Source organism: Azospirillum brasilense (assembly GCF_001315015.1).
In the GTDB taxonomy this organism is placed as follows: Bacteria; Pseudomonadota; Alphaproteobacteria; order Azospirillales; family Azospirillaceae; genus Azospirillum; species Azospirillum brasilense.
The window spans coordinates 2,688,774-2,714,881 of the sequence record NZ_CP012914.1; the positions used below are offsets into that span (position 1 = coordinate 2,688,774).

28 protein-coding genes are annotated in these 26,108 nt (G+C 67.7%); 10 read left to right on the forward strand and 18 right to left on the reverse strand.

Annotated features, from left to right (window positions below; translation table 11 throughout):
• Nucleotides 1-2: 2 nt before the first annotated feature.
• Nucleotides 3-986 (forward strand): magnesium transporter CorA family protein, encoded by a 984-nt coding sequence (locus AMK58_RS12480; protein WP_035674117.1) that lies wholly within the window; start codon nucleotides 3-5, stop codon nucleotides 984-986.
• A 15-nt stretch (nucleotides 987-1,001) separates the two neighbouring features.
• Here the strand turns inward: AMK58_RS12480 and AMK58_RS12485 are convergent, their stop codons facing one another.
• From AMK58_RS12485 to AMK58_RS12520, 10 genes are all read right to left on the reverse strand, one after another.
• Nucleotides 1,002-1,262: a hypothetical protein gene (locus AMK58_RS12485; protein WP_035674119.1), complete on the reverse strand. Its 261-nt coding sequence runs from the start codon at nucleotides 1,260-1,262 to the stop codon at nucleotides 1,002-1,004.
• Between the two features lie 88 nt (nucleotides 1,263-1,350).
• Nucleotides 1,351-1,893: an MAPEG family protein gene (locus AMK58_RS12490; protein WP_035674122.1), complete on the reverse strand. Its 543-nt coding sequence runs from the start codon at nucleotides 1,891-1,893 to the stop codon at nucleotides 1,351-1,353.
• Nucleotides 1,894-1,899: 6 nt separating this feature from the next.
• Nucleotides 1,900-2,856, reverse strand: coding sequence for an acetyl-CoA carboxylase carboxyltransferase subunit alpha (locus tag AMK58_RS12495; protein ID WP_035674125.1), 957 nt, complete (start codon nucleotides 2,854-2,856; stop codon nucleotides 1,900-1,902).
• Nucleotides 2,857-2,943: 87 nt separating this feature from the next.
• Complete coding sequence (locus AMK58_RS12500) at nucleotides 2,944-3,858, reverse strand: DMT family transporter (RefSeq protein ID WP_051140250.1); 915 nt, start codon at nucleotides 3,856-3,858, stop codon at nucleotides 2,944-2,946.
• Between the two features lie 209 nt (nucleotides 3,859-4,067).
• Nucleotides 4,068-5,672, reverse strand: coding sequence for a malate synthase A (aceB, locus tag AMK58_RS12505; protein ID WP_035674128.1), 1,605 nt, complete (start codon nucleotides 5,670-5,672; stop codon nucleotides 4,068-4,070).
• 181 nt (nucleotides 5,673-5,853) lie between these two features.
• Nucleotides 5,854-6,213, reverse strand: a complete 360-nt coding sequence (locus tag AMK58_RS30390) for a hypothetical protein (RefSeq protein WP_143265654.1) — start codon at nucleotides 6,211-6,213, stop codon at nucleotides 5,854-5,856.
• Nucleotides 6,214-6,217: 4 nt separating this feature from the next.
• Entirely contained in the window at nucleotides 6,218-6,733 is a 516-nt protein-coding gene (locus AMK58_RS30395; protein WP_137165130.1) for a hypothetical protein, read from the reverse strand.
• Between the two features lie 135 nt (nucleotides 6,734-6,868).
• Nucleotides 6,869-7,879 (reverse strand): site-specific tyrosine recombinase XerD, encoded by a 1,011-nt coding sequence (gene xerD / locus AMK58_RS12510; RefSeq protein ID WP_079285229.1) that lies wholly within the window; start codon nucleotides 7,877-7,879, stop codon nucleotides 6,869-6,871.
• Nucleotides 7,876-9,771 (reverse strand): hypothetical protein, encoded by a 1,896-nt coding sequence (locus AMK58_RS12515; protein ID WP_236778127.1) that lies wholly within the window; start codon nucleotides 9,769-9,771, stop codon nucleotides 7,876-7,878. The genes xerD and AMK58_RS12515 overlap by 4 nt, the downstream gene beginning before the upstream one ends.
• A gap of 136 nt (nucleotides 9,772-9,907) precedes the next feature.
• On the reverse strand, nucleotides 9,908-10,123 hold the full coding sequence (locus AMK58_RS12520) for a hypothetical protein (protein ID WP_059398947.1): 216 nt from the start codon (nucleotides 10,121-10,123) through the stop codon (nucleotides 9,908-9,910).
• 189 nt (nucleotides 10,124-10,312) lie between these two features.
• Between AMK58_RS12520 and AMK58_RS12525 the strand changes: the two genes are divergently transcribed.
• The 4 genes from AMK58_RS12525 to AMK58_RS12540 all read left to right on the forward strand — a co-directional run bounded on the left by AMK58_RS12525 (nucleotide 10,313) and on the right by AMK58_RS12540 (nucleotide 13,442).
• Nucleotides 10,313-10,948: a shikimate kinase gene (locus AMK58_RS12525; protein ID WP_051140076.1), complete on the forward strand. Its 636-nt coding sequence runs from the start codon at nucleotides 10,313-10,315 to the stop codon at nucleotides 10,946-10,948.
• Nucleotides 10,949-10,955: 7 nt separating this feature from the next.
• Nucleotides 10,956-12,104 carry a 3-dehydroquinate synthase gene (gene aroB / locus AMK58_RS12530; RefSeq protein WP_035671130.1) on the forward strand — a complete coding sequence of 383 codons (1,149 nt, stop codon included), beginning with the start codon at nucleotides 10,956-10,958 and terminating at the stop codon, nucleotides 12,102-12,104.
• 113 nt (nucleotides 12,105-12,217) lie between these two features.
• Nucleotides 12,218-12,703 (forward strand): CBS domain-containing protein, encoded by a 486-nt coding sequence (locus AMK58_RS12535; RefSeq protein ID WP_035671127.1) that lies wholly within the window; start codon nucleotides 12,218-12,220, stop codon nucleotides 12,701-12,703.
• Nucleotides 12,704-12,827: 124 nt separating this feature from the next.
• The gene (locus tag AMK58_RS12540; RefSeq protein ID WP_035671124.1) at nucleotides 12,828-13,442 is read left to right on the forward strand and encodes a DUF2889 domain-containing protein; all 615 of its coding nucleotides are present in this window, start codon (nucleotides 12,828-12,830) and stop codon (nucleotides 13,440-13,442) included.
• A 117-nt stretch (nucleotides 13,443-13,559) separates the two neighbouring features.
• Here AMK58_RS12540 and AMK58_RS12545 read toward each other — a convergent pair whose 3' ends face one another.
• Nucleotides 13,560-13,982, reverse strand: a complete 423-nt coding sequence (locus tag AMK58_RS12545) for a ribbon-helix-helix domain-containing protein (protein WP_236778128.1) — start codon at nucleotides 13,980-13,982, stop codon at nucleotides 13,560-13,562.
• A 311-nt stretch (nucleotides 13,983-14,293) separates the two neighbouring features.
• Complete coding sequence (locus tag AMK58_RS12550; RefSeq protein ID WP_014239259.1) at nucleotides 14,294-14,566, reverse strand: BolA family protein; 273 nt, start codon at nucleotides 14,564-14,566, stop codon at nucleotides 14,294-14,296.
• Between the two features lie 165 nt (nucleotides 14,567-14,731).
• On the opposite strand from AMK58_RS12550, the gene AMK58_RS12555 reads away from it, so the two are divergent.
• From AMK58_RS12555 to cobT, 4 genes are all read left to right on the forward strand, one after another.
• The gene (locus tag AMK58_RS12555) at nucleotides 14,732-15,316 is read left to right on the forward strand and encodes a J domain-containing protein (RefSeq protein WP_035671119.1); all 585 of its coding nucleotides are present in this window, start codon (nucleotides 14,732-14,734) and stop codon (nucleotides 15,314-15,316) included.
• 73 nt (nucleotides 15,317-15,389) lie between these two features.
• On the forward strand, nucleotides 15,390-16,394 hold the full coding sequence (cobS, locus tag AMK58_RS12560; protein ID WP_014239256.1) for a cobaltochelatase subunit CobS: 1,005 nt from the start codon (nucleotides 15,390-15,392) through the stop codon (nucleotides 16,392-16,394).
• Between the two features lie 85 nt (nucleotides 16,395-16,479).
• Nucleotides 16,480-16,860, forward strand: a complete 381-nt coding sequence (locus tag AMK58_RS12565) for a GxxExxY protein (RefSeq protein ID WP_035671116.1) — start codon at nucleotides 16,480-16,482, stop codon at nucleotides 16,858-16,860.
• Between the two features lie 91 nt (nucleotides 16,861-16,951).
• On the forward strand, nucleotides 16,952-18,817 hold the full coding sequence (gene cobT / locus AMK58_RS12570) for a cobaltochelatase subunit CobT (protein ID WP_035671114.1): 1,866 nt from the start codon (nucleotides 16,952-16,954) through the stop codon (nucleotides 18,815-18,817).
• An 80-nt stretch (nucleotides 18,818-18,897) separates the two neighbouring features.
• Here the strand turns inward: cobT and AMK58_RS12575 are convergent, their stop codons facing one another.
• Entirely contained in the window at nucleotides 18,898-19,410 is a 513-nt protein-coding gene (locus AMK58_RS12575; RefSeq protein WP_035671111.1) for an invasion associated locus B family protein, read from the reverse strand.
• 278 nt (nucleotides 19,411-19,688) lie between these two features.
• Between AMK58_RS12575 and AMK58_RS12580 the strand changes: the two genes are divergently transcribed.
• Entirely contained in the window at nucleotides 19,689-20,717 is a 1,029-nt protein-coding gene (locus AMK58_RS12580; protein WP_035671104.1) for a Fe(3+) ABC transporter substrate-binding protein, read from the forward strand.
• A gap of 67 nt (nucleotides 20,718-20,784) precedes the next feature.
• On the opposite strand, the gene AMK58_RS12585 is transcribed toward AMK58_RS12580, so the two are convergent.
• From AMK58_RS12585 to AMK58_RS12605, 5 genes are all read right to left on the reverse strand, one after another.
• A complete protein-coding gene (locus AMK58_RS12585; RefSeq protein ID WP_035671100.1) occupies nucleotides 20,785-21,633 on the reverse strand; it encodes a pirin family protein in 849 nt (282 codons plus the stop codon).
• 104 nt (nucleotides 21,634-21,737) lie between these two features.
• Complete coding sequence (locus AMK58_RS12590) at nucleotides 21,738-23,462, reverse strand: ABC transporter permease (RefSeq protein WP_079285231.1); 1,725 nt, start codon at nucleotides 23,460-23,462, stop codon at nucleotides 21,738-21,740.
• Between the two features lie 131 nt (nucleotides 23,463-23,593).
• Entirely contained in the window at nucleotides 23,594-24,244 is a 651-nt protein-coding gene (gene upp, locus AMK58_RS12595) for a uracil phosphoribosyltransferase (RefSeq protein ID WP_014239248.1), read from the reverse strand.
• Nucleotides 24,245-24,352: 108 nt separating this feature from the next.
• Nucleotides 24,353-25,267 (reverse strand): diguanylate cyclase, encoded by a 915-nt coding sequence (locus tag AMK58_RS12600; RefSeq protein ID WP_035671094.1) that lies wholly within the window; start codon nucleotides 25,265-25,267, stop codon nucleotides 24,353-24,355.
• Between the two features lie 184 nt (nucleotides 25,268-25,451).
• Nucleotides 25,452-26,108, reverse strand: coding sequence for a phosphoribosylanthranilate isomerase (locus tag AMK58_RS12605; RefSeq protein WP_059398948.1), 657 nt, complete (start codon nucleotides 26,106-26,108; stop codon nucleotides 25,452-25,454).

Consider the following 26,108-nt stretch of genomic DNA (forward strand, 5'->3'; position numbering starts at 1 on the left):
CCATGCTCCACGTCTTCGCCTGCGACGGTGACCGGCTGCGCTGGGCCCGCGAGGCCGAGGGCGTCCGCACCCCCTTGCCCACCGAGGCCGTCTGGCTCGACCTGCAGAACCCGACACCGGAGGAGCTGGCCCGCGCCGAGGCGCTGATGGGCATCAAACTGCCGACTCGGGAGCAGATGGCGGAAATCGAGGAATCGAGCCGCTTGCGCATCACCCCCGGCGCCGTGCACATGACCGCGCTCGTCCTGGTCTGGGCCGACACCGACCAGCCGCGCATCGTGCCGGTCAGCTTCGTCCTGGCCGGCGGGCGACTCGCCACCATCCACGCCGTCGACCCTCAGCCCTTCCTGGCCTTCCGCCGTCGCGTCACCCGCAGCGGCGGCGCGGAGCTGACGGCCGAGGCGGTCCTCGCTGCCCTGCTGGATGGTGTGGTGGAGCGCACCGCCGCCGTCCTGCGCCGTGTCGGGCTGGAACTGGACACCATGGGCAGCCGCGCCTTCCGCGGGCGCGCCCTGCCGGTCAAGGGGGAGCGGCGGGACGACACCCGCACGCTGAAGCGCATCGGCCACACCGGGCACCTGATCGGCAAGGCCCATGTCAGCCTGTCCACGCTCAACCGCCTGCTGACCTTTCTGGCCCGCGGCGAGGGCTGGACCCCGGCCAAGCGGACCCGGCGCTGGGCGCGCGCCGCCCTGCAGGACGTGACGGGGCTCGGCGAGTACGCCCAGTTCCTGTCGGGCAAGGTCAGCCTGCTGCTGGACACCACGCTGGGGCGCATCAACGTGGAGCAGAACGAGATCATCAAGATCGTTTCGATCCTGACGGTCACCCTGTTTCCGCCGACCCTGGTCGCCAGCATCTACGGCATGAACTTCGTGACCATGCCGGAGAAGAACTGGACCTTCGGCTATCCGCTGGCGGTGATGCTGATGATCCTGTCGGCGACGCTGCCGATGATCTACTTCAAGCGGCGGCGCTGGCTCTAGGGACTGTTCCGGTGGTCAGCCGAGGCTGGAAGGCGCCGCTTCCGTCACCCGCGCCTCGCCCAGCTTCTCCCGCGTTTCGGAGAACTGCCTGCGGACCTCGATCCATTCCTTGAGAATTTTCCCAAGCGCGAAGACGAGCAGGCCGTGCGCGGTGGTGATCTCCACGCCGATCAGGTCCTCCAGCATGGTGTCGAACAGCTCCAGCAACGCGGTCAGCAGAAGGATCGCGGACAGGACGATCTGAAGCAGCGAAGGGCAGCGGACAAGGAGCGTCATCGGTTTCACCGGCAATCGGACGGCATACGGCGAAATCTATGACACAAGCCGGAGGCGTTGGGGAGCGGGGTTGCGGCCGCTCCGCGTCTTAAACGATGGCGAGCACCAGCGCCCAGCCGAGCACGACGAGGTTGACGGTCAGCGTGACCGCCATGCCCGGCGCCCGCACATAGGGATGGATCAGGTAGCCCGCCCAGAACAGCAGGCGGCCCAGCACGAACAGCGCAGTCGCCAGCCGGGCGAAGCCCAGGTCGGGCAGTGGCATCTGCGCCACCAGCGCCGCCAGAGCGGGCAGGAAGATCAGCGTCTGCTCCACCGTGTTGGTCAGCACGCGCTGGCTGACCCGGTAGAAGCGCGACTCGGCGTCGTCGATGGGATTCAGGGCGACGGAGCGGGCGCGGGCGACCAGCACCCCGCCCACCGTCAGGAACAGCAGCAGCGCGGGCCAGAGGGCGAGCCGCCCCCAGAAGGCCATGCGCGTGCCCGGATCGGCGATGCCGGGCGGCGGCGCGAACAGCGGCGGCAGCAGCCACAGGGCCAGCAGCGCCACGACCACCGCGGCGAGGTTGACGGTGGCCGCCAAGCGCAGAAGACGGGTCTTGGAGGGACGGGTCTCCGGTGCGGCGGCCATGGAGTCTTACCCCAGGCCTTTCTGGCCCATGTCGAGGAACTTCTGGCGGCGCTGGGCGCGGATCGCCGCGCCGTCCAGCCCGTCGAGATCGCCCAGCGACTCCTCGATGGCGTCGCCGAGGGCCTTGACGGTCTCCGCCGGGTCGCGGTGGGCGCCGCCGATCGGCTCGCTCACCACCCGGTCGATGACACCAAGTTCCTTGAGGTCGTGGCTGATCAGGCGCAGCGCGACGGCGGCCTCGCCGGCCATGTCGGGATTGCGCCACAGGATCGACGCGCAGCCCTCCGGCGAGATGACGGAGTAGATGGCGTGCTCCAGCATCAGCACCCGGTCGGCGGTCGCGATGGCGATGGCGCCGCCGGACCCGCCCTCGCCGATCACCGCAGCCACCATGGGCACGGTCAGGCGCAGGCAGCGCTCGATGCTCTTGGCGATGGCCTCGGCCTGACCGCGCTCCTCCGCCTGGACGCCGGGGAAGGCGCCGGCGGTGTCGACCAGCGAGACGACCGGCAGATTGAACCGGTCGGCGAGGTCCATCAGGCGCTGGGCCTTGCGGTAGCCCTCGGGCTTGGCCATGCCGAAGTTGTGGCGCACGCGCGTTTCCGTGTCGTGGCCCTTCTCCTGCCCGATCACCACGACCGAACGGCCGCGGAAGCGGCCCAGCCCGCCGATGACCGCACGGTCTTCGGCGAAGCCACGGTCGCCGGCCAGCGGCGTGAAGTCGTCGATCAGCCCCTTCACATAGTCCAGACAGTGCGGACGGTTGGGGTGGCGGGCCACCTGCACCTTCTGCGCCGGGGTGAGCTTCGCGTAGGTCTGCCGGAGGAGCTTGTCGACCTTGGTCTGCAGCTTCGTCACTTCGTCGGCGATGTTGATGTCGCCGGCGTTGGTCAGGTGGCGCAGTTCCTCGATCTTGCCTTCAAGCTCGGCGATCGGCTTTTCGAATTCCAGGAAGGTTTGCATGCCGGAAGGATCACGGACCGAATAGGATAGGACGCGGACGTCGCGGACCGGCCTTGGTACCACGGTGCGCGGCGGCGATGCCACAGCTTATCGCGCGAATCGCCGGCCAAAACTGACCAGAAGCACGCCCAGGACGATCACCGCCGCCCCGCCCCACACCCAGGGGGAATAGCGCTCGCCGAACAGCAGCGTCCCGGTGCCCAGCCCGACGGAGGTCGCCACGTAGCCGATCTGGCTGAGATAGACCGGCCCGGCGACCACCTGGAGCCGGAAATACAGCACGTAGGTCAGCGCCGTCACCGCGATCTGGAGCAGGGCCAGTCCGGGCGCGAGCCCCAGCGCCGGCAACTCCGCCACCGCCCCGGTGCCGAGCAGCGCCAGCAGGACCCAGCCCGCCCCGCCCAGCATGGTGCCGGCGGCCAGCGCCACCGGCTGCCCGCCCGGCGGCCACGCCATCGTGCGGTAGACGTTGCCCGCCGCGACCGACAGCGGCATGACGAAGGCCAGTGCCATCCAACCCGCCAGATCGGGCGAGGGCAGGCTGCCGCGCGGCCCGACGATCATCAGCGCGCCGACGAATCCGAGCAGAATGCCCGCCACCCGACCGCGGTCGGGCGTCTCGATCCGCACCGCCACGGCCATCAGCAGCGTCAGGATCGGCGGCAGCGTGTAGACCACCGCCGACAGCCCGGCCCCCAGCCAAGGCATGACGAAGAACAGCACCACGTTGGGCAGCGCCATGGACAGCAGCCCCGACACCGCGAAATAGCGGAGATACCGCCCGGTCAGGGGCATCGGTTGCCGTTTGAAACGCGCCAGCCCGGCCAGGATCACCCCGGCACCCAGCATCATGGAAAACGCCCAGGGCAGCGGCGGCACGCCGGCCGCCTGCGCGATCTTGGTGACCGGAAAGATTACCCCGATCAAACCGCCGACCAGAAGCAGCAGCGCGAGCGACTCGGCCCCGCGCGACGGCGGCGGAACGGTGGAGGGTGTGGACACGGGGACGAAACCTCTGGCTCGGGACGCGGGCAGGCCAGCGAACATGGCGAAGCCCCCGCCTTTTGCCAAGGAGGTTGGGCATGTTGGAAAAGCGCGTCGCGAGTGTTGCCCCCACCCCGGCCCTCCCCCTCTTCGAGGGAGAGGATGCCTTACGCGGAGTGGCGGCAGTCCCCTCCACCTCGTAGAGGGGGAGGGTTAGGGAGGGGGCATTACGCCCCCTGCGCGACGATGCGGTCGTAGGCCGGCAGGGTCAGGAAATCCACGAAGTCGTCGCGCTCCAAGAGGTCGCGCAGCATCACCGCGGCGTCCTCGTACAGACCCCGCTCGAAGGCGCGGTCGCCGACGCGGGTCTTCCAGGCGGCCAGCTCCTCGGCGATGGTCTCGTCCACCAGCTCCATGGTCACCGGGCGCCCGTCGTCCAGCGTGGCGCGATGGTGGACCCATTGCCAGAGCTGGGTGCGGCTGATCTCCGCGGTGGCGGCGTCCTCCATCAGGTTGAACAGCGGCACGCAACCGGTGCCGCGCAGCCACGACTCCAGATAGCCGATGGCGACGGCCACGTTGTTGCGCAGGCCGTGCTCGGTCTTTGGCCCCTCCGGCACGGCCAGCAGGTCGGCGGCGGTCACGCTGACGTCGGCCCGCTTGCGGTCGATCTGGTTGGGCTTGCGCATGTAGGCGTCGAAGACCTCCCGCGCGACGGGGACGAGGCCGGGATGGGCAACCCAGGTGCCGTCATGGCCGTTGGACACCTCCCGCTCCTTGTCGGCGCGGACCTTGGAGAAGGCGGTCTCGTTGGCCGCGGGGTCGTCCTTCACCGGGATGTAGGCGGCCATGCCGCCGATGGCCGGGGCGCCGCGGCGGTGGCAGGTCTTGACCGCCAGCAGACTGTAGGACTGCAGGAAGGGCGTCGCCATCGTCACCTCCGCCCGGTCGGGCAGGACGGCGGCGGGGTCGTTGCGGAAGGTCTTGATGAAGCTGAAGATGTAGTCCCAGCGCCCGCAATTCAGCCCGGCGGAATGGTCGCGCAGCTCGTAGAGGATCTCGTCCATCTCGAAGGCGGCCAGGATGGTTTCCACCAGCACCGTGGCCTTGATCGAGCCGTGCGGGATCTTCAGATAATCCTCGGCGACCGAGAACACCTCGTTCCACAGCCGCGCCTCGAAATGGCTTTCCAGCTTCGGCAGGTAGAAGTAGGGGCCGGAGCCGTGGGCCAGCAGCTCCCGCGCGTTGTGGAAGGCGTAGAGGGCGAAGTCGAACAGCGCGCCCGACACCGGTTCGCCGTCGAGCCGGACGTGCTTCTCCGCCAGATGCCAGCCGCGCGGGCGGACCGTCAGGACGGCGGTCCTGTCGTTCAGCCGGTACTTCTTCCCCGACACGGGATCGTCGAAGGCGATCGTCCGCCGCACGGCGTCGCGCAGGTTGACCTGCCCGTCGATCAGGTTGCTCCAGGACGGGCAGCTCGAATCCTCAAAATCCGCCATGAAGACCTTCGCGCCGGAATTCAGCGCGTTGATGATCATCTTGCGGTCCACCGGCCCGGTGATCTCCACCCGGCGGTCAAGCAGGTCGTGCGGCAGCGGCGCGATGGTCCAGTCGGCCTCGCGGATGGCCCGGGTTTCCGGCAGGAAGTCCGGCGTGTGGCCCTGCTCGATCAGCGCCCGCCGCTTGGTCCGCACGTCGAGCAGGCGCAGCCGCTCCGACCCGAACCGCCCTTCCAGCTCCGCCAGGAAGGCCAGCGCCTCCGGCGTCAGGATCGCCTCGAAGCCCGGGTTGATCGGACCCAGGATCTCAAGCCCGGAGATGGTCGTGGCCATGCGGTTCCTCCAATCTGCGCTTATGCTTGCGCATTTCAAGTCAATCAGAACATCGCCCAAAAAATTAGTCAAATTGGCCCAGAACAAACAGCCCAAGTAACCAATTAGAACACTTTTTAGCGATTTAATACTCTAGACACTTTGGTCTTTAGGCCGTAATAAGGCACAAACTCTGAGTATTTTACTTTTTTTTCAGCTCCGAAATCACTGAATCAATCGCTTTATCTGCGCCCTTTGCGCTTCTTCTAGCCGCCACATACAGCTTGTTCATTTTTCTATAATAGTTTATTTTATCTGTATTAAGGTCCTTCAAGGAAAGGTCACTAAAGCTATCTATGACGTCACCATTTTCATCGACTATTTCGATGTAAATATCGAAATCATCTCCGAATTCTAATGAAACCCGGTATATTCTTATGCTAAAAGCTCCAAGTTGCGCAAAAAATCTAGAATCTGATCCATCATCATACCACAATAGAGAGCTATCTGCAGTTTTTACATCAAGAAGATCGACAAGCTCAGCAAATTTTTCTTCAGACATCTTATTACTCCACTGGCGACTTGAGCTCGACTAAAATTTTGTGCATTTTATCTGCATGCTCAGAAAGCACCTTGTTCATCTTTGATACACTCCCAGGTTTTTTTCCACCCTCTAACGCTCTCTCTAAATTTGCTTCCATTTCAGATAGTTTTTCAATCGCGTTCTGCACAGCCCCCTGATTTTCAGGAGATAGTTTAGAATGCGTATGCCGGACGGTTATCAGCATACGTTTAAGGGCAGAGTATCGATCTAATATTATCTCCCACGAACCAGTTTTATGGAGTCGACGTATTTCGTCAATGACCGCAATAGCGGCAGAAACATCCGACAAAGAATTTAGCTTAACTATGCTCTCTTTTACTTGATTTGCAGCAGACTCTGCCTGTTTTGCTGCTGATTTTGCCTTACGAATACCTATAATTGTAATACCAAATCCAAATAAAGATATAACCAAACCAACTACACTAGATAAATCTCCTAAGAACCAGTCGTTGAAGGCAAGCCTTAGCGTCTCAGTCATCTATTTAGTTCCGAAAGCCAACCATCAAGCGTTCAGCCAAAGGTTGCTCTTTAAGCGTTTCATCATTCGGCCAAACACGCATAGCCGTACGAAGAAACCCGAATACATCATTTTCAGAGAAAATAAAATAAGAATCTATCTTATTTTTCGCCGGGCCAGCGGGTGATGCTCGTGCACGACCTGCTTCAGCCGTTCCGACACCACATGGGTGTAGATCTGGGTGGTGGCGATGTCGGCGTGGCCCAGCATCTTCTGGACCGAGCGCAGGTCCGCCCCGCGGTCGAGCAGATGGGTGGCGAAGGCGTGGCGCAGGACGTGGGGGCTGACCTTCTCCGGGTCGATGTTCGACTCGATGGCCAGTTCCTTCAAAAGCTGGGCGAAGCGCTGGCGCGTCAGATGACCGTTGGCGGAACTGCGCGACGGGAAGAGGAAGGCGACCGGTCCGTTCTCGCGCCCGGCCAGGATGAAGTGGCTCCGCCAGGGCAGATAGGCGCCCAGCGCGGCGGAGGCCGGTTCGGACAGCGGCACCATGCGCTCCTTCCCGCCCTTGCCGCGCACGATCAGCCCGCGCCCGTCGCGCAGGATGGCGGCCATCGGCAGGCCGACCAGCTCCGACACGCGCAGGCCGGTGGCATAGAGCACCTCCAGCAGGGCGACCAGCCGCAGCCCCTCCGGCCCGCCGCGGGTCTGGGCGGAGTCGATCATGCGGGTGACCTCCTCCACCGTCAGGATCTTGGGCAGCGGGCGGCCCTGCTTGGGGCTGTCCAGCGCCGAGGCCGGGTCGTCCGCCCGCCGCCCTTCCGACACTAGGAAACGGTAGAACTGGCGCATCGCCGACAGGCGGCGGGCCAGTGTGCGCGGCGCCGGCTTCTGCCCGCCCTCCACATACTGGAAGGCGAGGTAAGCACGCAGATCCTCCGTCCCCGCCTTCTCCAGCGGCTGCCCGCGCTGGGCCAGCCAGAGGGCGAGGTCGGCGAGGTCGCGCTCGTAGGCCACGCGGGTGTTGAGCGCGGCGCCGCGCTCCGCCGTCAGCATGTCCAGGAAGGCGTCGACATGGGGCGAGGCCGCGATCGGGCGTGGTTTGCAGGGGCGCCCGCGCCGCTTCGGCTGGGCTTTCGGCAGGGGTGTTTTGGGCATGGGACTCATCCGGCCAGGGCCGCGGCGGCTTCACGGGCGACGGCGCGGGCATCGCTGTCCAGACCCACGGCGCGCAGGGCCCCGACCACACGCGCCACCACCGCGGGCGGCGTGCCCGCCGGCCCGGCGTTGCCGAGCAGCAGAAGCGCGGCCAGCGCCGTCTCGCCGACGCGCCGGTCGGCGGAGGCCTCGGCCAGCCGCTGCCACAAAGCTGGGTCGGCGGTGGGGGGACGGGCGCCCGCGGGCATGGAGGCTGTCTCTTCGGGGTCGCTGATCCGGCGCCACGCCTCCTCCGGAATGGCGAGGCCCATCGCCTGGAGCAGGGCCAGTTGCCCGGCGACGCGGGCGCGGGCCTCCGGATCGGCGCCGCGCAGCGATTCGTCCAGCCAGCCGGCGAGACCCAGTGCCCCGCCGCCCGGCGGCGGACCGAGCGCGATGACGGCGAGCGGCCACAGCCGCGCCACCTCCGCCGTGGGACGGCTGCGCAGGGCGAGATCGTGCCAGCGCTTGCCCTTGTCGGGCCGGCCCAGCGCGAAGCAGAGCCGCGCCGCGGCGGGGGCCAGGGCGGCGGCGTCCGGGGTCGGCGACAGGGTGTCGAGCATGTCGGCCACCACCGCCCCCACCGGCCCGGCCAGCATCGGCGGGTCGAGAAGCTCCAGCGCCAGCCCGGCCAACTCCACCCGCCGCCCACCGGCTATGGCGGCGAGCATGGCCTGCTGCACCAGCGCGCGGGTGCGGGCGGTACGGTCTCGCGCCACGGCGTCCTTCAGCCGCAGCAGCTCATCACCCTTGGCCGGGGCGGCGCGGTATGCCTCCGCCAGCCGCCGGGAATCGAGGAAGAGGGCGGTGGCGGCGCGCTCCGCCGCGGTCACGCGGGTCGCCGGGTCGGTACCATTGTTGGACGCCACCGCGGCCAGCCGCGCCGGGTCGGTCAGGGACAGCACGTCCGGCGGCAGCCCGGCCTGGAGCGTCCGCAAGGCGGCCAGGGTCAGCGGGCTGGGGTCCTTCAGGCTGCGCGGCCGGACCGCCGGGCCGCCGGCCATCGCCTCGGCCACCCGCAGGAAATCGGGATCGCCGCCCGGCTGCTCGCGCAGCATGTCGAAGGCGATGTCGTCACCCGCTGGACCAGAGCCGGCTTCCATCGACGCACCCCCGCCGATCCGCCCGGCGCGCAGGCGGCAGAACAATTCCACGCGTTGCCAATAGGGGCCGGCGAAGGGCTTGGCGCGCTCCGTCGCGGCGGCGCAGTCCAGCGGGCCGGCGAGCAGTTCGGCATCGGTCAGGGCGCGGGCGGCGGCCTCGTCGGCCGTCATCGCCTCGGGCAGCAGCGCGGCGAGGTCGGCGGCCCCGCGCGGGTCGCCCATGGCCGCCAGCTTTTCCACCCGCAGGGCGCCGAAACGGCGCGCCGGCTCGGGCTCGCCCGGAGCGGCGGCGGGCGAGCCGCGGCTGAGCAGCAGCCGGCGCTGCAACTCCTTCACGGCGGGCGACGGGGTGAGGGTGGGCAGTTCCGGCAGCAGGGCCAACACCTCGGCGCGCGGGATACCGCGCCAGGGGTCGCCGCCCAGCCCGGCGGCTCCCGCCAGAGGGCCGGCGCCGTCGGGGTCCAGCGGCCCCAGCGTCTCCACCGCGATGGCCGAGGGCGGCGCCACGGTGGGCACCACCTCGAAGGACGGCGTGCGGCCCGATGGAAGCAAGGGCAGCGGGGCGGCGGACGGCCCTGGCGAGGACGGCCATGGCGACGCCAGCGGATCGTCCAGGACCCGTCCGACCCCGGATTCGACGTCGGGGACGGCCATCCTTTCCGGAGGCGGAAACAGGCGGATCGGCGGCCCGGAGGGTACGGCCTGGGTATAGGCCTGGGCCAGCGCCGGCGTCGCCACTCCCATCAGGGTGCCGGACACAGCCAGCGCCAGGGGTGCCAACCCGAGAGAAGCGGCGGCAAATATGGAAACGGCGCCGGCACCGGCCCTTCCGCCCCGTGACGGAGCGGCGAACCGGCGGCGGCGCCCAGCGGCGTCCCCGGCGGCGTCCCCGGCGTCAGCGGGGGAACCGCTCATCCGGAATGACCTTTTCCACCGTCTTGGACGGTGCCGGCATGTCCCAGGAGGCAAGGAAGGCCATGCCACCCCCGATGACGAAGAGGAACAGGACGAAAAGAATGGAAATAACGCGGCTCATGGCGATCGGAGTCGTGTTTCTGTGGAAGGAACGGCGGCGCTGTATCACGGTCGGCGTCTGTGCGGCTTGGGACAAGGGTGCGCTTTCATGCTAATCATCGCACACCGTCCGCACCGCTGGCCCGATGGCCGATGAACGCTGGACGTACCACTTTAGCCACGGGGGCTCCGCTGCGCAACATGCGCAGGCCCCTGCGACCGAATCGAACACCCGCCCTCCGGAACCGCATCAGGCCGGAACAGCATCAGGAAAGTCCACAGCACCATGACCGCCCGCCTTCCATCGCAGGGACAGCCGCCGGACCCGTCGAAGACCCTTCCGAGGACGGTGGTGCTGGTCGGCCTGATGGGCGCGGGGAAGAGCGCAATCGGCCGGCGGCTGGCCGCGCGGCTGCACCTGCCCTTCACCGACGCCGACACCGAGATCGAGACGGCGGCGGGCTGCTCCATCGCGGAGATCTTCGCCCGTGACGGCGAGGCGGTGTTCCGCTCGGTGGAGCGGCGGATCATCACCCGGCTGCTGACCGAACAGCCGGTGCACATCCTGGCGACCGGCGGCGGCGCCTTCATGGACCCGGAGACGCGCGCGGCCATCCGCGCCCACGGCCTGTCGATCTGGCTGCGCGCCGAGCTGGACGTTCTGCTGGCCCGTACGGCGCGGCGCACCCACCGCCCGCTGCTGAACGCCGGCGACCCGAAGGAGATCCTGAGCCGGCTGATGACCGCCCGCTACCCCGTCTACGCGGAGGCCGACCTGACGGTGATCAGCGACGAGCGCCCGCCGGAGGCAACCGTGGAGCAGGTGATCGAGGCGCTGGAGGCGCATTTCGGCATCACCCTGCCCCACTCGCACCACCATCATCACCGCCACCCGGCGCACCACCACCACGACAAGCCCTGATCCCGCCATGACCTCCCCAGACACCTCCCCAGACACCTCCACTGCCATCGACACCGTCCGCCTCGACCTCGGCCCGCGCAGCTATGACATCCTGGTCGGCGACCGGGTGCTCGACGGCGCCGGGCCGCGCATCGCCGCGATCACCAAAGGCAAGGCGCCCATCGTCGTCACCGACGAGAACGTCGCACCACGGCACCTGCCGACTTTGGAGCGCACGTTGCGCGGGTCCGGCATCGAGCCGACCCAGGCCATCGTCCTGCCGGCGGGTGAAAAAACCAAGGACTTCGCCCATTTCGAACGGCTGATGGACGCCGTCCTGGGGCGCGGGATCGAGCGGTCGGCGGTCCTGCTGGCGCTCGGCGGCGGGGTGATCGGCGACATCACCGGCTTCGCCGCCGCCTCGGCGTTGCGCGGCATCGACTTCATCCAGGTGCCGACCACGCTGCTGAGCCAGGTGGACAGCTCGGTCGGCGGCAAGACCGGGATCAACAGCCCGCACGGGAAGAACCTGATCGGCGCCTTCCACCAGCCGCGTCTGGTCATCGCCGACACCGCCACGCTGGACACCCTGCCGCGGCGCGAGGTGCTGGCCGGCTACGCCGAGGTGGTGAAGTACGGGCTGATCCGCCTGCCCGGCTTCTTCGCCTGGCTTGAGGAGAACGGCGAACGGGTGGTCGCCGGCGACAGCGACGCCCGCCGCCACGCCGTCACCGAAAGCTGCCGGGCCAAGGCCGCCATCGTCGGCGCGGACGAGCGGGAGAGCGGCGACCGCGCCCTGCTGAATCTCGGCCACACCTTCGGCCACGCGCTGGAGGCGGCGACCGGCTTCGGCTCCCGCCTGCTGCACGGCGAGGCGGTGTCGATCGGCATGGTTCTGGCCTTCGACCTGTCGGTGCGGCTGGGGCTGTGCCCGGCAGCGGACGCCGAGAAGGCGCGCGCCCATCTGGCCCGCGTCGGCCTGCCGGTCCGCCCCACCGACGTGCCCGGCGTGGAATGGGACATCGACGGGCTGATCCTGTCCATGGCCAAGGACAAGAAGGTCAAGGACGGGCGCATCACCTTCGTGCTGGCGCGTGCGCTGGGCGACGCCTTCACCCAGCGCGACGTCGATCCGGCGGTGGTGCGGGCGCTACTGGAGGATGCCGTCGCGCCCTGATGCGGTGCACCATAAGCCCTTGACCGTTGGGGTGACAAACTGTCAGACTTCACGACAGTTCCGATTCGCGTCCAAGACGCAGCGGAATGCCGCCCCATAAAGGGAGAAGGGACATGCCGAACCGCAAGCTCATCCCCGACGTCATCAAGGATCAGCAGCTCGTCTGCCTGCCCCCGGAGGCCAGTGTCCATGACGCCACCGTTCTGATGGCGGAACGCCGCGTCGCCGCCCTCTTGGTCACGCAGGACCAAGCGGAAGGCGGCCGGTCGCTGAAGGGCATCTTCACCGAGCGGGACCTCGCGGCCCGCGTCGTCGCCGCAGGGCGCGATCCCGCGGCGACCCGGCTGGCCGAGGTCATGACCGCTTCTCCCGACACGCTGGGACCGGACGCCCATGCCTACGAGGCGCTGGACCTGATGGAGCGCCATCACTACCGCCACCTGCCGATCACCGCGGACGGCGAGTCGGACGGCGCGGTGATGGGCATCGTCTCCATCCGCGACCTGTTCGCAGTGGTCCGCGCCCATCTGGAGGACGAGATCCGCGACCGCGAAGCCTTCATCTTCGGGTCGAACTACTCCGCCAGCGCTCCACCCTGATCTCCGAACGCGTAATGCTGCAATGCGGTGGAGCCGGCTTGACCTGAACGCTGGCCCCACCGATATTCCCGGGTACGCCCCAACAATCAGGCCGTCCGAACTAGGCCGAACGCCAGAGAGTCCCATGCCGCTGTCCGAACCCGCCGCACGCGAACCGATCCACACCCGGGAAGTCACCTGCCGGGGCTATCGGCGGACCGATGGGCTGTGGGATGTCGAAGGCCATCTGACCGATGTGAAGAGCTACGCCTTCCACACCGAACAGCGGGGCCAGATCCTGCCCGGCGACCCGGTCCACGGCATGTGGCTTCGCCTGACGGTGGACAACGACCTGACCGTCCAAGCGGTGGAGGCGGTGACGGAGAAGAGCCCCTACCGCACCTGCGGCTCCGTCACGCCCAACTTCCAGCGGCTGGTCGGGCTGAAGATCGGGCCGGGCTGGACCCGCGCGGTGAAGGAGCGGCTGGGCGGCGTCCAGGGATGCACGCATCTGGTGGAGCTTCTGGGGCCCATCGCCACCACCGCCTTCCAGACCATTTATCCCATCCTGGCGCGCGAGCAGGCCGAGAAGGCCCGGGCGGCGGGCGGCGGTGAGGCTGGCAGCAAGGAGGACATGCTGCGCACCAAGCGCCCGGTGCTGCTGAACACCTGCCACATCTTCGACAGCAACGGCGAGGTCGTGCGGAAGAACTGGCCCGACCACTACACCGGCGACCGTCCGCGCGACGCCGCGGACTGAGGCGACGGTCGGACCGACCGGTCTTTGCCCGCACCGGACACAGCGTGCCGAACAGACACGAAAGGGCGCGTCTTGTGGACGCGCCCTTTTCTCTTCCCGATCAGGACATTCAGACCGTCACGCTTCCAGTGCGGACCGCAGGCCCTCGCCCGGCGCGCCCGGCTTCGCCGCCGGCGGCAAAGCCGATGCCGCGGTGCCGGCCTCGCTCTCCGGCCGGTCCAACTCGTCGAGCGGCGGCAGGTCGAAGGGCGTGCCCACGAAAGGATCGCCCCCGCCATGCCCGGCCTGGACATGGCCGTCCTCGGTGCAGGCCCGGCGGAAATAGGCCGCGATGAAGACGCGGACCGCCGAGGTCAGGGTGACCTCCGCGTTGTCCGCGCCCGGGCCGCGCCGCCGGATCTGCTCGTCCAGCCGGTCCTTGATCAGAGTGCAGAGGCCGTTGACCGTCAGGCCCTCTCGGCGGGCGATGTCCTCCAGAGCGTCCCACATGGTCGGCTCCAGACGCATGCTCGTGCGGCGCCCGGCAATCATGATGTTCATGCTCTTCAGCGGTTCCACACACGCGGTGGGATTCACTGTTAACCGCTTCTTCGGCCCGCGCTTCGCCATACGCCGCCCTCTCCACGAACCCGCCGGACGACGCGCGAAAAGTGCATCGCCCACGGCGCATTGATTGGTTGCATGCGCTGCACTCTACTAAATACAGCGAGAATTGCAACCACGGCAGCACTCCAATTATGTTTGAAGACGGAAAAGAACCTCTAGTAGTTGCATGCGTATGTATGCATTTGCAGGTGGCGCTTTTCCCTTGCTGCACGGGCGGCGGCCGGGCGTTCTTGTGGGCGTTGCTGTCAGCGGGCCTCTTCGGGCGTCAACGTGGTCAAGCCGAGGGCGTGAACGCGCTCCGCCATTTCTTGGGCCAGCAGACCATAGACCAGCCGCTGGCGCTCCACGCGCGACTTACCGGCGAAGGCGGCGGAGACGATGGTGACGTGGAAATGCGTCTCGCCCTCCGGGTGGGCGCCGCCATGGCCGGCGTGACGGCCGGAATCGTCCTGGATGTCGAGCCGCTCGGGAGCCAGCGCGTCGGTCAGCTTCCGGCGCATGCGGGTGGCGTATTCCATGGGTGTCCTCACTGGGTTTGGGCTGGGTCGGGTTTGGGATTGAGGTGACGGCGCGGCACCGCTTCCGTCAAGACGCCAATGCCGCAGACCGGCCATTTTCCGCAGTCCGGCACCGCCCCCTTGCGTGCGCTTGCCAGAAAGGATGCCTCTTCCCATACTTCGCACATGAGCAAGCCACGCACCCGCTACGATTTCAGCCGCTACGACCAGCCGCGCACCGCCGTGCGCGCCTGCGATCATCCGGGCTGTGCGGGCGAGGGCGCGTACCGGGCGCCGAAGAGCCGCCGGCAGCTCAACGACTACTACTGGTTCTGCCTGGACCATGTGCGCGAATACAACCGCGCCTGGGACTATTACGCCGGCATGAAGCCCGAGCAGATCGAGGCCGAGGTCCGCCGCGACACCACGTGGCAGCGGCCGAGCTGGCCGCTCGGCTTCTGGGGTGTGCAGGAGAAGTTCCTGCGCGACCGCGCAATGCACGGCTTCAGCTTCGAGTTCGGGCGCGAGGCCGGCAAGGACCAGTCCGAGGAGAGCAAGCAGCGCCGCCAGGCCGCCCGCAACGCGGAGGAGGAGGCGCTGGTCGTCCTCGACCTCGCCCCGCCGGTGGATTTCCCGCGCATCAAGGCGCGCTACCGCGAGCTGGTGAAAATTCATCATCCCGACGCCAACGGCGGGGACAAGGCGGCCGAAGAAAAGTTGAAGGAGATCAATCAGGCCTACAACACGCTGAAAGCCTGCTATGGTGCGTAACCCCGACGGTTGGCCGGACCAGATTGGCCGGGCGGCCCCGACAACAGACACGTTGGAACGATAAGAACCTCCCATGCCTTCTCAAGGAGCCACCCAGGCCAGCTCGGCCCTGTTCGATCACGTTCCCGACATCACCCTGTCGGTGCGTCAAGTGTTCGGCATCGACAGCGACATGCAGGTGCCGGCCTTCAGCCAGCGCACGGAGCATGTGCCGGACATCGATGAAGCCTACCGCTTCGACCGCGACACGACGCTCGCGATCCTGGCTGGCTTCGCCTACAACCGTCGCGTCATGGTCCAGGGCTATCACGGGACCGGCAAGTCCACCCACATCGAACAGGTGGCCGCGCGCCTGAACTGGCCCTGCATCCGCATCAACCTGGACAGCCACATCAGCCGCATCGACCTGATGGGCAAGGACGCCATCGTCCTGCGCGACGGCGTCCAGGTGACGGAATACCGCGAAGGCATCCTGCCCTGGGCGCTCCAGCACGCCTGCGCGCTGGTCTTCGACGAATATGACGCGGGCCGCCCCGACGTGATGTTCGTGATCCAGCGTGTGCTGGAGGTGGAAGGCAAGCTGACCCTGCTCGACCAGAACCGCGTCATCCGCCCGCACCCGGCCTTCCGCCTGTTCGCCACGGCGAACACCGTCGGTCTGGGCGACACCACCGGCCTCTACCACGGCACGCAGCAGATCAACCAGGGCCAGATGGACCGCTGGAACATCGTGGCGACGCTGAACTACCTGCCGGTGGACGCCGAGGTGAAGATCGTCGCCTCCAAGGTGCCGGAATACGACAGCGAGGCCGGCCGCAAGACCGTGGCGTCGATGGTGCGCCTGGCCGACCTGACCCGCGCCGGCTTCATCAACGGCGACATCTCCACGGTGATGAGCCCGCGCACGGTCATCACCTGGGCGCAGAACGCCAACATCTTCAACGACATCGCCTTCGCGTTCCGGATCACCTTCCTGAACAAGTGCGACGAGGTGGAGCGGCCGACCGTCGCCGAATACTACCAGCGCTGCTTCGGCACCGAGCTGCCGGAGACGGGGGTGCAGGCGAACCTGGTGTGACGGGGGGCGCCTCGTCCTCCGGGACCACAGCCTCCCTGGCAACAGGACAACACGGATTTCACGGATCTGGGCACGGATTTCACGGATGAGGGTCACTCTCGACCGCGACCTGGACGCCTTGACCGAGCGCATCATTGGAGCCGCCTTCGAGGTCTTCAACACGCTCGGCCAGGGGTTCGTCGAGGCCGTCTACAAGAAGGCCCTTCTTTGTGAACTTCGCGAGCGCGGCCTGGATGCGGAACATGAGGTTCCCTTCCAGATCGGCTACAAGGGCTCGAACGTTGGCACCTACTTCGCCGACATCGTGGTGGCGCGCCGCGTCACCGTCGAGCTGAAGGTCGCCGATGCGCTGGCGCAGCCGCACAAACGGCAGGTCATCAATTATCTTCGCGCCAGCGGATTGCCGGTCGGCCTGTTGTTCAACTTCGGTGGCTCCAGCCTCACCTTCTCCCGTGTCCTGCCGTAACGGGGAACATCCGTGAAATCCGTGCTTCGTCCGTGAGATCCGTGTCAATCTTGTCCGACGACCGCCGGACGCAGACCCAAGACAGCCCGCCATGACCGATCGTGAAAACCCCGTCGAGGCCTTCAAGCGCTCCACCGCCGCCGCGGTGCGGGCCCTCTCCCGCCGGGCCGACGTGCAGGTGGGCTTCTCCACCGAGCCGCCCGGCGTCGCCGGCCTGCGTGTGCGCATCCCCACCCCGGCGCGCGACCTGAACCCGCACGACGTCGCGACGCTGCGCGGCGCCGCGGACGCCGTGTCGCTGCGGCTGCGCTTCCACGACAACGCCATCCATCTCCAGCGCATGCCGCTGGGCGACAGCGCCCGCGCCGCCTACGACGCGCTGGAGCAGGCCCGCTGCGAGGCGCTGGGCGCCAGCCACATGCCCGGCGTGGCGGCCAATCTGGAGGCGGCGCTGGACGAGCGCTACCACAAGCAGGGCTTCGAGCGGCTGGAGGATCGCGAGCAGGTCCCCCTGCCCGAGGTGCTGCGCCTGATCGCCCGCGAGGCGATGACCGGCGCCGCCCCGCCCCCCGCCGCCGAGCACGCGGTCAGCCTGTGGCGCGGCTGGATCGAGGAGCGGCTGGGCAAGGACCTGCATGGGCTCGCCGGCCACATGGCAGACCAGGACGCCTACGCCCGCGCCGTGCGCAAGCTGCTGACCGAGCTGGACATGGAGGTCGGCAACGACCCCGACGAGCCGCAGGAGCCGGAAGAGGACGAGCGCGACTCCGGCGAGAACGAGAACGAGCCGAACAAGGGCCAGACCCAGGGTGAGGACGACACCCAGAGCCAGGCCGAATCGATGACCTCGCAGGAGACGCAGGAGTCCGACCAGGGCGAGCAGGCCGAGGAGGGCACCGGCGAGGAGGGCGACACCGAGATGGGCCAGGGCGAGGGGGCGGAGGAACCCGCCGGCCCCGGCCAGCCCTGGCGCCCGGAAGCGCGCGGCCGCAACGAGCCCGACCCCAACGCCTACAAGCCCTTCACCACCCAGTTCGACGAGGTGGTCGACGCCGCGGAGCTGTGCGACCCGGAGGAGCTGGCCCGGCTGCGCCACATGCTGGACCAGCAGCTCGTCCATCTCCAGGGCGTGATCTCCAAGCTGGCCAACCGCCTGCAGCGCCGCCTCCTCGCCAAGCAGCAGAGGTCCTGGGAGTTCGACCTGGACGACGGCATCCTCGACGCCGCCCGTCTCGCCCGCATCGTCGTCAACCCGGTCCTTCCCCTCTCCTTCAAGAAGGAGAAGGAAATGGACTTCCGCGACACGGTGGTGTCGCTGCTGATCGACAACTCCGGCTCGATGCGCGGGCGGCCGATCTCCATCGCCGCGATGAGCGCCGACATCCTGGCCCGCACGCTGGAGCGCTGCGCGGTGAAGGTGGAGGTGCTGGGCTTCACCACCCGCGCCTGGAAAGGCGGACAGGCGCGTGAAAACTGGATCTCCTCGGGCAAACCCGCCAACCCCGGCCGCCTGAACGACCTGCGCCACATCATCTACAAGGACGCCGACCAGCCCTGGCGCCGCGCCCGCAAGAATCTCGGCCTGATGCTGCGCGAGGGCATCCTGAAGGAGAACATCGACGGCGAGGCGCTGATGTGGGCGCACAACCGCCTGATCGGACGGCCCGAACAGCGGCGCATCCTGATGGTGATCTCCGATGGCGCGCCGGTGGACGACTCGACCCTGTCGGTCAACGCCGGCAACTATCTGGAACGGCATCTGCGGCAGGTGATCGAGTACATCGAGACCCGCTCGCCGGTGGAGCTGGTGGCCATCGGCATCGGCCACGACGTGACCCGCTACTACCGCCGCGCCGTCACCATCGTGGACGCCGAGCAGCTGGGCGGCACCATGATGAACAAGCTGGCCGAGCTGTTCGACGAGGACGACCGCCGGGGCCGCAGCGGCTGGCGCTGAGGCCGAAGACCGGACCGGAAACGACAACGGCGCGGATCACTCCGCGCCGTTTTTTCATGCATGCCGTCCGGTTCGTCCGGTCACTGCAGGCTGCGCTGCATCTCTTCGAAGTTGCGCGAGAAGCCGTTCAGCGGGAAGTCAATGTCGCGCTTGCCGGCGCGCAGGAAGTTCACGCGGACCAGCACCGTGGAGCCGTTGCGGAACTGGTCGACCACGCGGCCCGACACGAAGTTCGGGAACATGCACATGTTGAGCGTGGCGATCTGCGTCTCGATCCGCGGCTGACGGTCGACGCGGATGGCGCAGTTGTCGATCATGCCCTGGCTGGTCGTCAGGAACAGGTGGTAGTCGTTGCCGGTCGGGATGACGCTCAGCGCCACGAAGCCAACCTCCTTGCCGTCGTCGAACAGCCGGTAGTTCATCAGCCGGCAGACCTTGGTGTCGGTCATCCGGTCAATCTCGCAGCGGCTGGTCCAGGCGCCTTCCGGGCCGTACTCGGCGGCGGATTTGGAGAAATCGACGGCGGCGGCCGGCGTGGCGGCCAGCGCGGACAGCAGCGCCGCACCAAAAGCGAAGAGACCTGTCCAACGCATCCTGACGCTCCCCATCTGTCGTCCCGTTCGGCCGCTCGAACTCCCGCCCGACGGCGGGTATCGCGAACGGATTATAGGCATACCCCAAAGACGAACAAGCCTTTACACCTTTGGTTGGCGTCTTAGTCCGCGATGATCGTTCCGCTCCGCATCCTTTTTGAATATTGAGAATGGTTATCGTTCACGCTTGACACCCCGCCCCCCGAATGGTCAAGTCGGCGCATGAGAACGCTTCGCAATTGCGGGCGTGAACCGACAAGAATTCGGGAGTCACGAGGATGCACATCGGATCGCGCGGCGTGTTTGCCGCCACCTTCGCCGCCACGCTGCTGACCATGACCGGTCTCGCCAGCGCCGCCGAGGTGAACGTCTACTCCGCGCGCCATTACGATGTGGACAAGGACCTCTACGACGCCTTCACCAAGAAGACCGGCATCAAGATCAACGTCATCGAGGGCAAGGAAGAGGAGCTGATCGAGCGGATGAAGACCGAAGGCGGCAACAGCCCCGCCGACGTGTTCATCACCGTCGACGCCGGCCGCCTGTGGCGCGCCCAGGAGGCCGGCCTGCTCCAGCCGACCCGCTCCAAGGTCATGGAGGAGGCCATCCCGGCCCACCTGCGCGAGCCGGAAGGCCACTGGTTCGGCATCTCCAAGCGCGCCCGCATCCTGGTCTACAACAAGGCCTCGGTGAAGCCGGGCGAGATCAAGACCTACGAGGAGCTGGCCGATCCGAAGTGGAAGGACCGCGTCCTCGTCCGCTCCTCGACCAGCGTCTACAACCAGTCGCTCGTCGGCTCGCTGCTCGCCGCCCACGGCGAGAAGGCGACCGAGGAGTGGGCCAAGGGCGTCGTCGCCAACATGGCGCGCAAGCCGCAGGGCGGCGACACCGACCAGATCAAGGGCGTGGCCGCCAACGAAGGCGACGTGGCCGTGACCAACACCTACTACTTCGCCCGCATCGCCTCCTCCGCCAAGCCGGAGGACAAGGCCATCGCGGACAAGCTGGGCGTGATCTTCCCCAACCAGGACGGTCGCGGCACCCATGTGAATGTCTCCGGCGCCGGCGTCATGAAGAACGCGCCGAACAAGGAGCAGGCCGTCCAGTTCCTGGAGTATCTGGTCAGCCCCGAGGCCCAGAAGATGTTCACGGAAAAGAACTACGAGTACCCGATCGTCGCCGGGGCCGAGACCGCGCCGGTGCTGGTCACCTGGGGCAAGTTCAAGGAAGACCCGCTGAATGCCGCTGTCTACGGCAAGAACAACGCCGAGGCTCTGAAGATCATGGATCGCGCCGGCTGGAAGTAAGCCACCGTCCGGCGTAAAGAAGGGGCGCGTCCCAGCGGTGGAGACGCGCCCTTTTCTTTTGTGTGGTTTAGAACTTGCCCTCTTCGTAGTCGCGGTAGGCCTGCATCACCTCCTCGCGGCTGTTCATGACGAAGGGGCCGCCCCAGGCCACCGGCTCGCCGATGGGCCGCCCGGAGAGCAGCAGGAAGCGCGCGCCGGACGGGCCGGCGGTGATCTCCGCCCGGTCGCCCTCGCCCAGCACCAGAACCCGCGGCCCGCCCAGCCGGACCGAGCTGCCGGGCGCCAGCACCGATCCTTCGAAGACCACCAGCGCCGCCGCGTGACCGGCGGGCACCGGCTCGGAGAAGGCCGCACCGGCCGGCAGGGTGACGTCGAAGTAGCGGGCCTCCGTCGGGCCGCTGCGCACCGGGCCGGCGGTGCCGTTGCCGGTGGTGCCAGCGATCACCGTCACCGTGGTCCCGTCCTCCCGCGTCTCGACCGGGATGCGGTCGGCGGCGAACTCCTGATAGGCGGGCTCCGACATCTTCAGCCGCGCCGGCAGGTTGATCCAGAGCTGGAAGCCCTTCATCAACCCTTCGGTCTGCTCCGGCATCTCGGAATGGATCACGCCGCGCCCCGCGGTCATCCACTGCACGCCGCCGGTCTCGATCACGCCCTCATGGCCGTGGTTGTCCCAGTGGCGCATGCGGCCGGCCAGCATGTAGGTGACCGTCTCGAAACCGCGGTGCGGGTGGTCGGGGAAGCCGGCCAGATAGTCCTGCGGCGTGTCGGACCCGAAGTAATCCAGCATCAGGAAGGGGTCGAGCATGCGCAGGCGCGGCGTGCCGACCATGCGGGTCATGCGCACGCCGGCCCCGTCGGACGCTTCCATGCCTTCGACGGCGGTCAGGACGGGGCGGACGGTTTCGGCGGTCATCGGACGCTCTCCTCAGGCAACATCGCTGAGAGAGAGGTATTCTTTCCAGAGCGCCGGATAAAGCCCCACCGCCGCTCAACACTGTTGCGGCAGGGGCAACAGCCTCACTCGTCGGTCTGGCCGGGGCGGGAGCGGCTGATGGACAGGCTGAGCAGGATCACCGGCACGATGCCCACCGCGACGATGGCCAGCGCCCCGGTGGCGGCCTCGGTCAGCCGCTCGTCGGAAGCCAGCGTGTAGACGCGCACGGCCAGCGTGTCGAAGTTGAAGGGCCGGACGATCATCGTCGCCGGCAGTTCCTTCATCACGTCGACGAAGACCAGCAGGCCGGCGGTCAACAGGCTGCCCCACATGATCGGCGCGTGCACCCGGATCAGCGTCCGTCCCGCCGTGTGGCCGAGCACGCGCGAGGCAAAGTCCATCGTCGGGCGGATCTTGCCCAGGCTGGCCTCGATCGTGTTGAAGGACACCGCCAGGAAGCGGACCAGATAGGCGAACAGAACCGCCGCGATGGTGCCGCTCAGCAGCAGGCCGGTGGACACGCCGAAGGTCTGGCGCATGAAGGCGTCGACGGCGTTGTCGAGATGGGCGAAGGGAATCAGCACGCCGACCGCGATCACCGATCCGGGAATGGCGTAGCCCATGGCGGCGACGCGCACCGCGCCCTTGAGCAGCGGCGTCGGGCGCAGCCGCTGACCGTAGGCCAGCACCAGCGCCAGCGACACCGCCAGCACCGCGGCCAGCGCCGCCAGCGTGAAGCTGTTGCGGGCCAGCGTCAGGAACACCGGCCCGAAGGCTTGGTCCCCCGCGGTGACCGCCATGCGGACCAGCAGACCGGCGGGCAGCAGGAAGCCGAGCAGAAGCGGCAGCCCGCAGGCCGTCATGGCGGCCGCCGCGCGCCAGCCCTTCAGCTCATGCTTGGGCAGGCGGCGGTAACGGGTGGTGGTGTGGTGGTAGCGGGCCTGACGGCGCGACCAGCGCTCCATCAGCACCAGCACCAGGACGAACATCATCAGCACGGCGGCCAGTTGCGCCGCCGCCACCGGCTGTCCCATGGCGAACCACGTCCGGTAGATGCCGGTGACGAAGGTGTTGACCGCGAAATACTGCACCGTGCCGAAATCGGCCAGCACCTCCATCAGCACCAGCGCCAGACCGGCGACGATGCTGGGGCGGGCCAGCGGCAGCGCCACCGTGAAGAAGCTGCGCCACGGTCCGCGGCCGAGCGTACGGCTGACCTCCAGCACGCAGACCGACTGCTCCAGGAAGGCGGCGCGCGACAGCAGATAGACGTACGGGTAGAGCACCAGCGTCATCATGAGCGCGGCGCCTTCGAGCGTACGGATGTCCGGAAACCAGTAATCCCGCCGCGACCAGTGGAAAACCTCGCGCAGCGCGGTCTGCACCGGGCCGACGAACTGGAGCAGATCGGTGTAGACGTACGCCATGACATAGGCAGGCACCGCCATCGGCAGCAGCAGCGCCCACTCCAGCGTACGGCTGCCGGGAAAGCGGCACATGGTGACCAGCCAGGCGGTGCCCACCCCGATGACCAGCGTGCCCACCCCCACCCCGAAGACGAGGCGCACGGTGTTCAGCAGATACTCCGCCAGCACCGTGTCGACCAGATGCTGCCACACCCCGTCGGTCGGCACGAAGACGCGGCTGATCACCGCCAGCACCGGCAGGGTGACCAGCGCCGCGATCACCAGCGTCGCCAGCGTCCAACCGCTGAAACCGATGCGTTGCCAGAGGGAGGAATGGAAGCCGGCGGCCTGAACCGGGCCGCCCGGTGTCGGGCCGGGGGTTTGAAAGGTGTCCGTCGTCAAGGCCGGTTACGCCCATAGGGAGGTGTCGAACGGGAGCCCTATGGTCTCACACTGTGCGAATAACTCGCAATGACAACATGCCGCATCCCTTTCCCCCGACGGTATGACAGGGATGCGGCCGCCGTTTGTGGTTACTTGGTGCCGAACATGCGGTCGCCCGCGTCGCCCAGGCCGGGGACGATGTAGGCGTTCTCGTCCAGATGGCTGTCGAGCGAGGCGGTGAAGACCTTCACCCGCGGGTGGGCGGCGGCGAAGACGCGCATGCCCTCCGGTGCTGCGACCAGCGCCATGAAGCGGATGTTCTCGTCATCCACGCCGTGGCGGTTCAGCACGTCGCAGGCGTGGACGGCGGAGTTGCCGGTCGCTAGCATCGGGTCGACGACGATGAACAGGCGGCCTTCGGCCTCCGGCAGCTTCACCAGATACTCGTGCGGCATCTTGGTGTCGTGGTCGCGGTAGAGGCCGATGTGCCCCTCGCGCGCCGACGGCACCAGCTCGTGCAGGCCCTGGGCCATGCCGAGGCCGGCGCGCAGCACCGGCACGATGGCCAGCTTCTTGCCGGCGATGACCGGCGCGTCCATGGGCTGGAGCGGCGTGTCGATCCGCTCGGTCGTCAAAGGCAGGTCGCGGGTGATCTCATAGCCCATCAGCAGCGAAATCTCGCGCAGCAGGGTGCGGAAGCCGCCGGTGGAGCGTTCCTTGGCCCGCATCAGCGTCAGCTTGTGCTGGATCAGCGGGTGGTCGAGGATGAACAGATTGGGAAATTCGGTGTGGGTGCGCATGGATCTCGTGCCGCGGCCTGTCTAGACCCCGATCCTAACCCGGCGGACCCGCTTCGGCCAAGCCACCCTTACGCGATCCCGCCGGATGCACCGCTCGGAGGACGAAAATCAGCGGCGGTTGGGAAGCGCCGACCGCCCCGCCGCAACCTCCGGCTGGTCGACCCCGTAGCGGACCACACGGTTGCGGCCGCTGTTCTTCGCCTGATAGAGGGCGCGGTCGGCGCAGACCACCATCTCCTCCACCGGCAGATCCTCCCCGGCCTCGACCAGCCCGAAGGAGGCGGTGACCGCGATCCGCCGTCCGTCCGGCAGCGTCACCGGGGTCCTCGCCAGTTCGCCGCGCAGCCGCTCGATGACCCGGAAGCCCTCGGCGAGGCCGGTTTCCTTCAGGCAGATCAGGAACTCCTCGCCGCCCATGCGGAAGGCCTCGTCGAAGCTGCGGATGCCCCGGCTGATGGCGGCGGCGGTGGCGGCCAGGACGCGGTCGCCGATGTCGTGGCCATAGGTGTCGTTGATGCCCTTGAAGCGGTCGATGTCGCAGATGGCGACGCAGAAGGCCGGGCCGTTCCGGCGGAAGCGGTTGTGCTCGCGCTCCAGCGCCTCCTGCATGCCGCGGCGGGTGCGCAGGCCGGTCAGCGGGTCAAGCCCGCTCGCCGCCGCGCCGAAGGCGCGCTCGACCCGGCGCAGATGCAGGACGAACTCCTCGAAGCGGGCGATCACCCCCTCATAGTCGGCCTCGCTGGGGCTCTCGCCGCCGGCCGCCTTCAGCAGAAGCAGTTTGGCTTTGCGGTGCATCTGCTCATGCAGGGTGACCAGCTTCTCCACGGCGGGCTGGTGGGCCAGATCGTCGGCGTTGACCGCCACGCACCACGCCGCGAAGGAGGCCGGCGCCGACACCCGCTCGCCCCCCTGCCCGCTGCGGAAGAAGACCGCGCGGTGCCACTGCCCGATCCATCGCAAATGCTCGTCGAGGACGAGGCCGAGGCTGTCGGATGGCGAGCGTGTGTCGGACGAGTTGGTCATCGGGCTTGCACGGCTTCCCTTCGGACACATCCATCGGTCGCGGCCGGCGGATGCCAACAGTATCGCACGAAGTCATACCCCGGGTCCGCAACCCGGTCGTGCGATTAAGTTGTGCCCATCCGCCAAAAGGGAAAGCCCTGTGGCAACATCAAATTTTATTCAAATGCCCATCCGCGACGAGACGTCACAGCCCGGCCACGCTGTTCAGGAAGCGGCGGATCAGCTCCGGGTCCTTGTGGCCGGGGCGGTCCTCCACGCCCGACGACACGTCGAGCGCCGTGGCGCCGGTGGTCCGCACGGCCTCCGCCGCGTTCTCCGGCTTCAGCCCGCCGGACAGCATCCAGGGCTTCGGCCAGCTCCGCCCGGCGAGCAGCGTCCAGTCGAAGGCGATGCCGTTGCCGCCCGGCAGGGCCGACACCTTGGCCGGCGGCTTGGCGTCGAACAGCAGCCGGTCGGCCACCTCGGCGGCCTCCAGCGCGGCGGCCAGATCCTCCGACCCGCCAACCTTGATCGCCTTCATCACCGGGATGTTGAAGGCCGCCTTCACCTCGGCGATGCGGCGCGGCGTCTCCTTGCCGTGGAGCTGGATCAGGTCGAAGGGAACTTGGCTGACCACATGCTCCAGGAAGTCGTTCTCGGGATCGACGAACAGCCCGACCGTGCGCACGCCGGTGGGTACCAGCCGCGCCAGCTCCGCCCCCATGGACGGTGCGATGGAGCGCGGGCTCGGCGGGTAGAAGACGAAGCCGACATAGCGCGCCCCGCCGGCCACGGCGGCGTGCAGCGACAAGGGCTCGGTGAGGCCGCAGATCTTCACGCTCACAGGCTTGGGGACGGGCAT